The following is an 11,059-nucleotide window of genomic DNA, read 5'->3' on the forward strand; positions in this document are numbered from 1 at the left end:
CGGACCCCAGCCCCCCGCGCCCCCCCCCCCCCCCCCCCCCCCCCCCCCCCCCCCCCCCCCCCCCCCCCCCCCCCCCCCCCCCCCCCCCCCCCCCCCCCCCCCCCCCCCCCCGGTGCCCGACGCCCGGCCGCGCCCCTCGGTGCCCGACGCCCGGCCGCGCCCCTCGGTGCCGGTCCCACCCCTGCCCTCGGTGCCGGTCCCGCCACTTCCGGGCGCCGGCGCGCGGCCGGCCGCCTTCCCGCCCCCCGACGCCGAACTCGGGGTGCGCCCCTCGCGTCCCGTCGCGCCGCTGCCGCCGATCCCCGGCAAGCGGCCCGCCGCCGCGGACGAGGAGCGGCCGGTCGCCGGCTTCGCCCACCGGGCGCGGCAGCGCGCCACCGCGACCGCGGGCCGACGGCGGCTCACCCGCGTCGTCCTCGTGCTGCTCGCCGTCGTCTCGCTGGTCGCCCTGTACCACCTGGGGCTGTACTTCTACGTCGACCGCAGCATCGGCCGGGTGGACGCGCTGGCCACCGACGGCCCGGAGGTGCTCGCCCCGCAGCTGCAGGCCGACACCGAGACCTACCTCGTGGTCGGCCACGGCGTGCCGGGGCAGGAGGGGCCGGCCTCGGTCGCCACGCTGCTCGCCTCGGTCTCGGAGGAGGACCAGCGGGCCGTGCTGGTCAGCGTCCCGCCGACCGCGTACGTCGACACCCCCGCCTGCCGCACGTCCGACGGCGAGCTGCGCCAGCCGACCTCCGAGGCCTTCGCCTCGTCCCTGCTCGACGGCGGGCCCGCGTGCCTGGTCCGCGCCGTGCAGCAGCTCTCCGGCCTGCGGGTGGACCACTACCTGGCGGTCGACCTGTCGCAGCTGCCGGGCATGGTCGACGCCCTCGGCGGGATCTCGGTCTGCGTGCCCGCCTCCGGAGCGGCCGCGGCGGCGGCCGGGCCGCTGCCCGCGGGGGCGCACGAGCTCACCGGCGAGCAGGCCGCGGCCTACCTGCGCCCGGGCGACGCGGGCTCCGACGTCACCGGCGCCGCGGTGGCCGAGCGGGCCCAGGTGCTGCTGACCGCCACCCTGCGCGGCGCGATGTCGGGCGGAACGCTCGTCGACACGGTCACGCTCACCCGGTTCCTCTCCCGGGCGGCCGACGCGCTCACCGTCGACGAGGCCACCACCCTGGGCGACCTGCGGGGGCTGGCCGGCACCCTGGGCGACCTGCCCGACGGCTCGGTGCAGGGTGCCGGGCTGCCGGTGAGCAGCGTCGGCTACGTCCCGGCCGGCACCGAGCAGGCGTACGTCCTGCTCGACGGCGCCGGCACGCGCACGCTCTTCGACGCCGTCATCGACCGCACGCAGCTCCCGGAGGAGTTCACCGCCGCCGCGCCGGCCGCGGAGCAGGCGCCGGCGGCGGAGCCCGGCGCCTCCGCCGAGGTGGAGGCGCCGCCGGCCCCGGCCGGGCCGGAACCGCTCACCGCGGCGCCGGCGACCGTCACCGTCGACGTCCTCAACGGCACCGGCACCCCGGGTCTGGCGGCCCAGGTGGGCGACCTGCTGCGGACCCAGGGCTTCGGCGTCGGGGCGGTGGGCAACGAGCCGGGCACCGTGAACGAGACCCTCGTCCGCTACGGCCCGGCTGCGCTGGAGCGGGCCCGCACGGTCGCCGCAGCGGTGCCGGGGGCGGTCCTGCAGCCCAGCGACAGCATCGGCGACGCGGTCCAGCTGGTGCTCGGGCCCAACTACTCGACCGTCGTGCCGGTGACCCTGCCCGACCCGGCCGCGGTGGCGCCCGCGTCGGCGGCCGGCACGCCGGCCGCCGAGACGGCGGCCGCGCCGTCCCCGGAGCGGACGGCGCCGGCCTGCACCTGACCGGTCAGCGCGCCGGGGGGACCAGCTCCGCGAGCAGCCGCCGGACGCGGGCGTCCACGTCGTCGACGATGCGCCGCACGGTCTCCAGGTCCTGGCCCGCGGGGTCGTCCACCGTCCAGTCCTCGTAGCGCTTGCCGGGGAACACCGGGCAGGTCTCGCCGCACCCCATCGTGACGACGACGTCGGCCTGCCGCACCAGGTCGGCGTCGAGCCGGGTGGGCGCGTGGCCGGACACCGGCAGGCCGCGCTCGGCGAGCACCCGGGCGACGACCGGGTTGACCCCGGCACCCGGCTCCGAGCCGGCGGAGCGCACGGCGACGGCGTCGCCGGCGTGGTGGCGGGTGAGCACCTCGGCGGCGACGGAGCGCCCCGAGTTGTGGATGCAGGCGTAGAGGACGGTCGGGCGGTCGGTCACGGGGATCCTTCCGGTCACGGCCGGGCCGCTGCCCGGTCGTCGGTCGGCGCGCGGCCGTCGTGCGGGACGACGGCCGCGCCGGCCAGGTCGCTCGCGCGGGGGTGCAGCACCGCGACGACGGCGACGGCGACGGCACCGCCCACCACCTGCGCGAGCACGAACGCGGGGACGGAGCCCGGGGCGATGCCGGCGAACGTGTCCGACAGCATGCGGGCGACGTCGATCATGGGGTTGGCGAAGCTGGTCGACGACGACCAGAAGTAGGCCGCGGAGATGTACGCGCCCACCGCGAAGGGCGACAGCGACGCGCGGCCGGCCCGGACCAGCCCGAAGACGAGGAGCACGAGCCCCAACGTGGCGAGCGCCTCCGACAACCAGAGCCCGCCGCCGGACCGGTCGGTGGTGGCGATGCGCACCGCCGGCAGCCCGAACATGAGGTTCGCCGTCACGGCGCCGAGGACCCCGCCGGCGAGCTGGGCGGGCACGTAGGCCAGCACCTGCCGGGTGCCCACCCCGCCGAGGACCCGGTCGGCCAGGGTCACCACGGGGTTGAAGTGGCCGCCCGAGACGGGGCCGAAGGCGAGGATCAGCGCCACCAGACCGGCGCCGGTGACGAGCGCGTTCTCGAGGAGCTGCAGGCCGGGGTCGGTGGGGGACAGCCGCTGGGCGGCGATGCCGGAGCCGATGACGACGGTCACCAGCCCGGCGGAGCCGAGGAACTCGGCCAGCGCCTGGCGGGCGAGCAGGTCCAGCCGCACGGCCGCTTCACCCCCGTCGCACGGCGGGCGCGAGCGGCCAGCTGCGCGTAGTGCGCGGACACCGCCTCGAGGACCTCGGGGCGGAGCCGGTAGTACGTGAACCGTCCGGCCGGCTCGGGCTCCACGATCCCGAGCTCGCGCAGCACGCGCAGGTGGTTGGACAGGTTCGTCTGGGTCGCCCCCGTGCTCTCCACCAGGTGGCAGACGCACAGCTGCTCGCCCGCCAGGAGCTCGACGACCCGCCGTCGCGTGGGATCGCCCAGCGCGCGCAGCAACTCGTCAGTCACGGCTGATGTCAGCACGGACTGATGAGAGCGCCTGCCGGAGGACGGGTCAAGCGGGTGCTCCGCGAACGACGACCGGCGCCGTCCCCGGTGGGACGGCGCCGGTCGTCGTGCGGCGTGGTCCGCTCACCCGAAGCGGCCCGAGATGTAGTCCTCGGTGGCCTTCTCCTCCGGGTTGGTGAAGATCTTCTCGGTCGGGTTGAACTCGATCAGCCGGCCCGGCTGCCCCACGCCGTTGAGGTTGAAGAACCCGGTGTGCTGGCTCACCCGCGCCGCCTGCTGCATGTTGTGCGTGACGATCACGATGGTGAACTGCTCCTTGAGCTCGGTCATCAGGTCCTCGATCGCCAGCGTGGAGATCGGGTCCAGGGCCGAGCAGGGCTCGTCCATCAGCAGCACGTCCGGCTCGACGGCGATGGCGCGGGCGATGCACAGGCGCTGCTGCTGGCCGCCGGAGAGGCCGGCGCCGGGGCGGTCGAGGCGGTCCTTGACCTCGTCCCAGAGGTTGGCGCCGCGCAGCGACTTCTCGACCAGCTCGTCGAGCTCGGCCTTGCGCATCTTCTTGCTGTTGAGCCGGACGCCGGCGATCACGTTGTCGTAGATCGACATCGTCGGGAAGGGGTTGGGCCGCTGGAAGACCATGCCGATCTGCCGGCGGACGTCCACCGGGTCGGTGTCGGCGGCGTAGAGGTCCTGGCCGTCCATCACGACCTTGCCCTCGACGCGGGCGCCCGGGATCACCTCGTGCATCCGGTTGAGCGAGCGCAGGAAGGTCGACTTGCCGCAGCCCGACGGGCCGATCAGCGCCGTGACGGCGCGCGGCTCGATGGAGACGTTCACGCCCTCCACCGCGAGGAAGTTGCCGTAGTAGATGTTCAGGTCCGAGACGTCGATGCGCTTGGCCACGAGGATCTCCCGAGTCGGTGGGTGGGCCGGTCAGCGACCGGTCTTGGGGGCGAAGACGCGGCTGATCAGCCGGGCCACGAGGTTCAGGATCAGCACGATCACGATCAGCACGAGCGCCGCGGTCCAGGCGCGGTTGATGCCGTTCTCCGGCGGCACCCCGGGCTGGGTCAGCTGGTAGTACGCGTAGACGGGCAGGGTGGCCATGCGGCCGTCGAACGGATCGAAGTTCGACGCGTTGGTGAGGCCGACGGTGACCAGCAGCGGGGCGGTCTCGCCGATGACGCGGGCGATCGCCAGCGTCACCGCGGTGCCGAGCCCGGCGAGCGCGGTGGGCAGGACGACCTTGACGATCGTGCGCCACTTCGGCACGCCCAGAGCGTAGGAGGCCTCGCGCAGCTCGTTGGGCACGAGCTTCAGGACCTCCTCGGACGAGCGCACCACGACCGGGATCATCAGCACCGACAGGGCGACCGCGCCGGCGAAGCCCATGCGCACGCCCGGGCCGAAGAAGATCACGAACAGCGCGTAGGCGAAGAGCCCGGCGACGATCGACGGGATGCCGGTCATGACGTCGACCAGGAAGGTGATCCACTTCTTCAGCCGGCCGCGGCCGTACTCGACGAGGTAGATCGCGGTCATCAGGCCGATCGGCACCGACATCAGCGCGGTGATCGCGGTGATGATCAGCGTGCCGAAGATGGCGTGGTAGGCGCCACCGCCGGGGCCGACGACGCCCACCATCGACGAGCCGAAGAACTCGCCGTCGAGCCGGGCGGCGCCCTTGCTGACGACCTCCCAGAGGAGGCTCACCAGCGGGACCATGGCGACGAGGAAGGCGCTGTAGACCAGGCTGGTGACGAACCGGTCGGTGGCCTTGCGCGATCCCTCGCGCACCCGCGAGGTGCCGACGACGACCGCGGTGCCGAGGACCCCGACGGCCAGCGTCAGGAGCACGACGTTCAGGTCGGTGACGACCAGGAGCAGGACCGCGACGACGGCCAGCCCGCCGAACACGCCGGGGGCGAACCGGCGCGGGAGCGGCCGGTGGCCGCCCCCGGGCGGGGAGACGACCGGGGCGGGGGCCTCCGGGGTCCGGGTCGGGGTGCTCATCCGATTCACTCCGAGAAGTCGGCCCGGCGGTTGACGATCGCCCGGGCGAAGAAGTTGACCGCGAAGGTGATGACGAACAGCGCCAGACCGCTCACGATCAGCGTGTTCACGTCGAGGCCGCTGGCCTCGGGGAAGTTCAGCGCGATGTTGGCCGCGATCGTCGACGGGTTGGTGCTGCTGATCAGGTTGAACGTGACGATGCCGGACGCCGACAGCACGATCGCGACGGCCAGCGTCTCGCCCAGGGCGCGGCCCAGGCCGAGCATCGCGCCGCCGATGACACCGGAGCGGCCGTAGGGCAGCACGGCGATGCGGATCATCTCCCAGCGGGTGGCGCCGAGGGCGAGGGCGGCCTCGCGGTGCAGGGCGGGCGCCTGGCTGAAGACCTCGCGGGAGATGGCGCTGATGATCGGCAGGATCATGACCGCCAGCACGATGCCGGTGGTGAACATCGTGCGACCGGTCGCCGACGCCGGACCGGCGAACAGCGGGATGAACCCGAGGTTGCGCTCGAGCCACTCGTACATCGGGACGAGCTTCGGGGCCAGCCACGCGATGCCCCAGAACCCGAAGACGATGCTCGGGATCGCCGCGAGCAGGTCCACGACGTAGCCCAGCGCCTGGGCCAGCCGGCGCGGCGCGTAGTAGGTGATGAACAGCGCGATGCCGATCGCCAGCGGGGTGGCGATGAGCAGCGCGAGGACCGCGGCGAGGAGCGTGCCGAACAGCAGCGGCCAGACGTAGGCGAGCGCGCTCTGCTCGCCGGGCAGCTCGCTCGGGTCGGCGACCAGCGCGGGGATCGACTGGGCGATGAGGAAGGCGGCGACCCCGGCGAGGACGAGCAGGATCAGGATGCCGGCGCCGCTGGCGCTGCCGGCGAAGAGGCGGTCGCCCAGCCGGCGGACCGAGCGCTTCGGTCGCTCCTGCTGGGGGGCGCTGGTCAGGGTCACTCCGGCTCCGGTCGACGAGCGGTGGATGAGGGTTCCGGGCGGCCGAACGGCCCGGGGCGTCGGTCGACGCCCCGGGCCATCCGGGAAGGGCTCACGGTCAGGCGGCGCTGATCGCGTCGACCGCGGTCTGGGCCTGCTCGCGCAGGGTCTCCGAGATCGGCGAGGAGCCGGCCTGGTCGGCCGCGGCCTGCTGGCCGTCCTCGCTGATCACGTAGCCCATGAAGGCCTTGACCAGGTCGGCGGTCTCCTGGTCCTCGTACTGGACGCAGCCGATGTGGTAGCTGACCAGGACGATCGGGTACTCGTCGGGGTTCGTCGTGGTGCGGTTGATCTCGTAGGCGAAGTCGTACTCGCCGCGGCCGGAGATCACCTCGGAGCCCTCGACCACCGCGGCGGCCGCCTCGGCGCTCGGGGTCACGAACTCCTCGCCGACCTTGATGCCGGCGACGCCGAGCTCGCCGGCCTGGCTCTCGTCGGCGTAGCCGATCGCGCCCTCGCCCGCCTGGACGGCGCTGATCACGCCGGAGGTGCCGTTGGCGGCCTCGCCGCCCTCGATCGGCCACTCGCCGTCCGGCTCGTAGGTCCACACCTCGGGCGCGGCCTGCGACAGGTAGTCGGTGAAGTTCGTCGTCGTGCCCGAGTCGTCACCGCGGTGCACGGCGGTGATCGCCGTGCTCGGCAGCTGCGCGTCGGGGTTGTCGGCGGCGATCGCCGGGTCGTTCCACGTGGTGATGGCGCCGGTGAAGATGCCGGCGATCGTGGCGGGCGACAGGTTCAGGGTGTCGACGCCCGGCAGGTTGTAGACGACCGCGATCCCGGAGATGTAGTTCGGCAGCTCGAACACGCCGGCGTCGCCGCAGACCTCCTGGGCCGCCGCGAGCTCCTCGTCGTCGAGCGGGGCGTCGGAGCCGGCGAAGGACACGCCGCCGGTGGTGAACTGCTCGCGGCCACCGCCGGAGCCGACCGGGTCGTAGTTCACGGTCACGTCGGGCTGCTCGGCGCTGAAGCCGGCCGTCCAGCCCTGCATCGCGGCCTGCTGCGAGCTCGCCCCCGCACCGTTGAGGGTGCCGCTCAGCTGCTCGGCGCTGCTGCCGCCCTCGCCGCCCCCGTTGTCGCCGCCGGTCTCGTTGGACGCGCCGCACGCGGCGAGCGCGAGGGAGCCGGCGAGCGCCATCGCCAGGGGGATGGCGCGCGTCTTGGTGCTGAGCTTCAAGTCGTTGCCTCTCGAAACGGCCCGGACGTCGTAGCCGGGCGCACTGGACCAACGAACGAGAAGCTAGGCAGCCGAAGTGGCCTGATTCGGGTCGCTCGGTGAACGAGCGGTGAACGCGCGTTGAGCCTTTACCGACCGGGTGAGAAAGGGATCACAACCGCTGCGTGAACGAGGGCGCGTCCGCTACCGCCGATGACGGAACGGTCTCAACTCGCCACGGTGCGACGCCACAGGACGTCGACCGAGAAGCGCCGGAACCCGGTGCGCTCGTACAGCGCCACCGCGGCGGTGTTGTCCTCCTCGGTGTACAGGAGGACCTGCCCCAGACCGCGGCCGCGCAGGTGCGCCAGCCCGAGGTCGGTCAGCGCACGGCCCAGGCGCAGCCCCTGGGCGTCGGGATCGATGCCGAGCACGTAGATCTCGCCCACCGCCTCGGCGGCGGCGTCCCCGGGCGGGTGCACCTTCGTCCAGTGCGAGCCCAGCAGGACGCCGCCGTCGTCGGGGTCGCCGCGCCAGGCCAGCAGGAACCCGGCCGGGTCGAACCACGGCTCGGCCTCCCGCAGCCGCAGGTCCTCGGCGGTCCACCGGCCCTGCTCGGGGTGCCACGCGAAGGCGCGGGCGTTGACCCGCAGCCAGGCCTCCTCGTCGCGCCCGGGGACGAACGGCAGCACCTGCACGCCCTCGGGCAGCCGGGGGCGCGGGTCGGGGTCGACGCCGGCGAGGTCGCGGCGCATCTGCAGCAGCACCCGCGCCCGGCCGTAGCCGCGCCGCCCGGCGAGGGCGGTGGCGCCCGGCAGGTCGCCGTGCGCCCAGACGGCGAGAGAGCGGCCCGCGGCGAGCTGCTCGAGCCGGTCCGCCAGCGCCGTCCCCACGCCGTGCCGCCGGGCGGCGGGCGCGACGACCAGCTCGGCGACGACGTCGGCGGCGGTCTCGATCCGCGCGTAGCCCACCAGGGCGCCGTCGGGTGCGGTGGCGAGCACGTCGCGGCTCCCGGGCGGGCCCCCGTGCTGCAGCCGCAGCTCGGTCTCCTCCGACACCGGGCGGACCCCGTCGGCGTCCTGCGCCGCGTCGAGCAGCGCGAGGACGGCGGCGACGTCGTCCGGGCCGAGCCGGTCGACGTCGCGGAGCGCGGGCGTGGAGGTCAGGGCCGGCTCAGACCAGGGGTGCGGGGGTGTGCTCGGCCCTGTCCGCCTCGGCCTTCTCCGCCTTGGCGGCGGCCTCGGCCACCTGCTGGTCGAGCTTGTAGCCGACGTTGCGCACGGTGCCGATCAGCGCCTCGTGCTCGGTGCCCAGCTTGGCCCGCAGCCGGCGGACGTGGACGTCGACGGTGCGCGTGCCGCCGAAGTAGTCGTAGCCCCAGATCTCCTGCAGCAGCTGGGCGCGGGAGAACACCCGGCCGGGGTGCTGGGCCAGGTACTTCAGCAGCTCGAACTCCTTGTACGTGAGGTCGAGCGGGCGGCCGCGCAGCTTGGCCGAGTAGCTGTGCTCGTCGATGACCAGGTCGCCGGCCTTGGTGACGCCGCCCTCGGGGCCGTCGACCGGCGTCGCGGCGGCGAGCCGGCGGGCGGTGGCCCACTTCAGCCGCGCGTCGACCTCGGCCGGGCCGGCGGTGTCGAGCAGCACGTCGTCGACGCCCCAGTCGGCCGACAGCGCCACCAGGCCGCCCTCGGAGAGGACGGCGACCAGGGCGGAGGCCACGCCGGTGGAGGAGAGCAGACCGCACAGCGTGCGGGCCTGGATCAGGTCGTGGCGGGCGTCGACGAGCACCACGTCGCCGGAGTCGCCGTCGAGCAGGCTGGACAGCTCGGGGGCGACCACGCGCACCTGGTGGGCGAGCAGTCCCAGCGCGGGCAGGACCTCGGTGGTGGCCTGGCGCGCCGCCGTCATGAGCACGAGTCGCATGCGATCTCCTCGGGTGGGAGGCCCCGACGGCGCTGTCGAGCGTGAGGTCGCAGGATAACCGACGTGCCGTCGACCTCGTGGTTACCGACAGGTAACGGCGCCTGGGAGGTCGTCACACCCGATGGGGTGACGCTGCGCGGGGTCGTCGTCCCCTCCGCCGCCCCGCCGGGGGCGGCCGGGCGGCCGCTGACGTTCGTGGTCGCGCACGGCTTCACCAACTCGGTCGCCTACCCGCCGTTCGTGCGGCTGGTCGGGTGGCTGCGCCGCTTCGGCACCGTGCGAGCGCTCGACTTCCGCGGTCACGGCCGGTCCGGCGGCGCCTCGGCGGCGGGCGGCGACCCGGAGATGACCGACGTCGACGCCGCGGTCGGCGCCGCCCGCGCCGACGGTGCCGACGCGGTGGTGACCCTGGGGCTGTCGATGGGCGGGGGAGCGGTGCTCCGCCAGGCGGCGCTGGGCCGGCACCGGCCGGACGCCGTCGTGAGCGTCAGCGCGGTGAGCCGCTGGTACGTCCGCGACACCCGGCCGATGCGGCGGGTCCACTGGCTGCTGGAGACCTCGCCGGGCCGGGCGGTGGGCGCTCGGCTGGTGCGGCTGCGCCTCGGCGAGCCCTGGCTGACCCCGCCGCCGGCCCCACTGGAGGTGGTGAGCCGGATCGCCCCCACCCCGCTGCTGCTGGTGCACGGCGACCGCGACGAGTACTTCCCCCTGGAGCACTTCCGCACGCTGGCGCAGGCGGCCGGGCCGACGGCCACCGCGTGGGTCGTCCCCGGCTTCGGTCACGCCGAGAGCGGCGTGTCGGCCCCGCTCGTCGAGCGGATCGGGCGCTGGGCGTCTGAGACCATCGACCGGTGACCTCCGTCGCGGTGCCGGCGCCCCGCGCCCACCACCTCCCCGCCGCGCTGCTGGCGGCCGTCGCCGTCGCCCTCGTGGTCGGCGGCGCCGCGCTGGCGGGGGACGCCGGGCGCCTGGGCGCGGTGCTGGTGCTCCAGGCCCTCCTCGTCGGCGCGTGGGTGGTGGCCACCGGCGCCGGAGCCGGGACGGCGGGGATCGGCCTCGCCGCGGCAGCGGGGACGGTCGCGGCGCTCGAGGTGCCCGAGCGGCCCGGCCTGGGCGGCCTGCTGGCCGTGCTCGGCCCCGCGTTCCTCGTGGTGGTGCTCGGACAGATGCTGCGGCGCGACCGGCACGACGTGGTGGCCGGCCTGGCGAGCGGGGTGCTGCTGGTCTGCGCCGTCGCGGCGCTCGCGGTGCTCCTGCTCATCGGCCGGCCGGGCGCGTCGGAGGGGCTGCTGCGGTCCGCGCTGCTCGTGATCGGCGCCGCGCTGGTCGTCGGCCACCTGGTCGACCTGGTCCTCCCGCACCCGCGGCTGGCGCCCGAGGTGCCCCGCGGGCTGGTCGCCCTGGTGCTGGCGGTCGGCGCCGCGGTGGCGGTCGCGGTCGTCCGCCGCGCCGACGGCGGGCTGGCCGACACCGTGTCCGCCGGCACGTTCGGCGCGGTGCTCGGCGCGGTGGCCGCGCTCGTCGCGGTCGCGGCCAGTTACGTGGCGGCCGAGGTGGGGGCGGGCGGGGGACGCGGCCCCCGCCCCCCCCGAACCCGCCGACCCGCCCCCCTCGCCCCCCCCGCGCGGGCGGCGGTGGGGCTGGCCGCACCATACCCCCCCTGAATAGGCAC

The 11,059-nt window shown here is 75.1% G+C and carries 12 protein-coding genes; 3 read left to right on the top strand and 9 right to left on the bottom strand.

Annotation, left to right across the window (positions count from 1 at the left end; all coding sequences use genetic code 11):
• Nucleotides 1–262: 262 nt before the first annotated feature.
• Nucleotides 263–1,849, top strand: a complete 1,587-nt coding sequence (locus tag ACI78S_RS24795; protein ID WP_456977654.1) for an LCP family protein — start codon at nt 263–265, stop codon at nt 1,847–1,849.
• 4 nt (nt 1,850–1,853) lie between these two features.
• Here ACI78S_RS24795 and ACI78S_RS24800 read toward each other — a convergent pair whose 3' ends face one another.
• From ACI78S_RS24800 to ACI78S_RS24840, 9 genes are all read right to left on the bottom strand, one after another.
• On the bottom strand, nt 1,854–2,264 hold the full coding sequence (locus ACI78S_RS24800; protein WP_456977655.1) for an arsenate reductase ArsC: 411 nt from the start codon (nt 2,262–2,264) through the stop codon (nt 1,854–1,856).
• A 14-nt stretch (nt 2,265–2,278) separates the two neighbouring features.
• Nucleotides 2,279–3,022: an aquaporin gene (locus ACI78S_RS24805; protein ID WP_456977656.1), complete on the bottom strand. Its 744-nt coding sequence runs from the start codon at nt 3,020–3,022 to the stop codon at nt 2,279–2,281.
• Complete coding sequence (locus ACI78S_RS24810; protein WP_456977657.1) at nt 2,959–3,309, bottom strand: ArsR/SmtB family transcription factor; 351 nt, start codon at nt 3,307–3,309, stop codon at nt 2,959–2,961. The genes ACI78S_RS24805 and ACI78S_RS24810 overlap by 64 nt, the downstream gene beginning before the upstream one ends.
• A 123-nt stretch (nt 3,310–3,432) precedes the next feature.
• Entirely contained in the window at nt 3,433–4,212 is a 780-nt protein-coding gene (pstB, locus tag ACI78S_RS24815) for a phosphate ABC transporter ATP-binding protein PstB (protein WP_456977658.1), read from the bottom strand.
• Nucleotides 4,213–4,242: 30 nt separating this feature from the next.
• Complete coding sequence (pstA, locus tag ACI78S_RS24820; RefSeq protein ID WP_456977659.1) at nt 4,243–5,322, bottom strand: phosphate ABC transporter permease PstA; 1,080 nt, start codon at nt 5,320–5,322, stop codon at nt 4,243–4,245.
• A 5-nt stretch (nt 5,323–5,327) separates the two neighbouring features.
• Complete coding sequence (gene pstC / locus ACI78S_RS24825; RefSeq protein WP_456977660.1) at nt 5,328–6,272, bottom strand: phosphate ABC transporter permease subunit PstC; 945 nt, start codon at nt 6,270–6,272, stop codon at nt 5,328–5,330.
• 97 nt (nt 6,273–6,369) lie between these two features.
• Nucleotides 6,370–7,485 (bottom strand): phosphate ABC transporter substrate-binding protein PstS, encoded by a 1,116-nt coding sequence (pstS, locus tag ACI78S_RS24830; RefSeq protein WP_456977661.1) that lies wholly within the window; start codon nt 7,483–7,485, stop codon nt 6,370–6,372.
• A 206-nt stretch (nt 7,486–7,691) separates the two neighbouring features.
• The gene (mshD, locus tag ACI78S_RS24835; protein ID WP_456977665.1) at nt 7,692–8,630 is read right to left on the bottom strand and encodes a mycothiol synthase; all 939 of its coding nucleotides are present in this window, start codon (nt 8,628–8,630) and stop codon (nt 7,692–7,694) included.
• A 7-nt stretch (nt 8,631–8,637) separates the two neighbouring features.
• On the bottom strand, nt 8,638–9,387 hold the full coding sequence (locus ACI78S_RS24840; protein WP_456977662.1) for a winged helix-turn-helix domain-containing protein: 750 nt from the start codon (nt 9,385–9,387) through the stop codon (nt 8,638–8,640).
• 126 nt (nt 9,388–9,513) lie between these two features.
• On the opposite strand from ACI78S_RS24840, the gene ACI78S_RS24845 reads away from it, so the two are divergent.
• Together ACI78S_RS24845 and ACI78S_RS24850 are read left to right on the top strand one after the other, a co-directional pair.
• The gene (locus ACI78S_RS24845; protein ID WP_456977663.1) at nt 9,514–10,242 is read left to right on the top strand and encodes an alpha/beta hydrolase; all 729 of its coding nucleotides are present in this window, start codon (nt 9,514–9,516) and stop codon (nt 10,240–10,242) included.
• Nucleotides 10,239–11,051, top strand: a complete 813-nt coding sequence (locus ACI78S_RS24850; RefSeq protein ID WP_456977664.1) for a hypothetical protein — start codon at nt 10,239–10,241, stop codon at nt 11,049–11,051. Before ACI78S_RS24845 ends, ACI78S_RS24850 begins: the two co-directional genes overlap by 4 nt.
• Nucleotides 11,052–11,059 lie beyond the last annotated feature (8 nt).

Source organism: Geodermatophilus sp. SYSU D00815, assembly GCF_054050035.1.

Bases quoted from the DNA above. Each gene is read 5' to 3' on its own strand.
- ACI78S_RS24840 (WP_456977662.1), bottom strand. From the start codon at position 9,387: ATGCGACTCGTGCTCATGACGGCGGCGCGCCAGGCCACCACCGAGGTC.
- pstA (WP_456977659.1), bottom strand. From the start codon at position 5,322: ATGAGCACCCCGACCCGGACCCCGGAGGCCCCCGCCCCGGTCGTCTCC.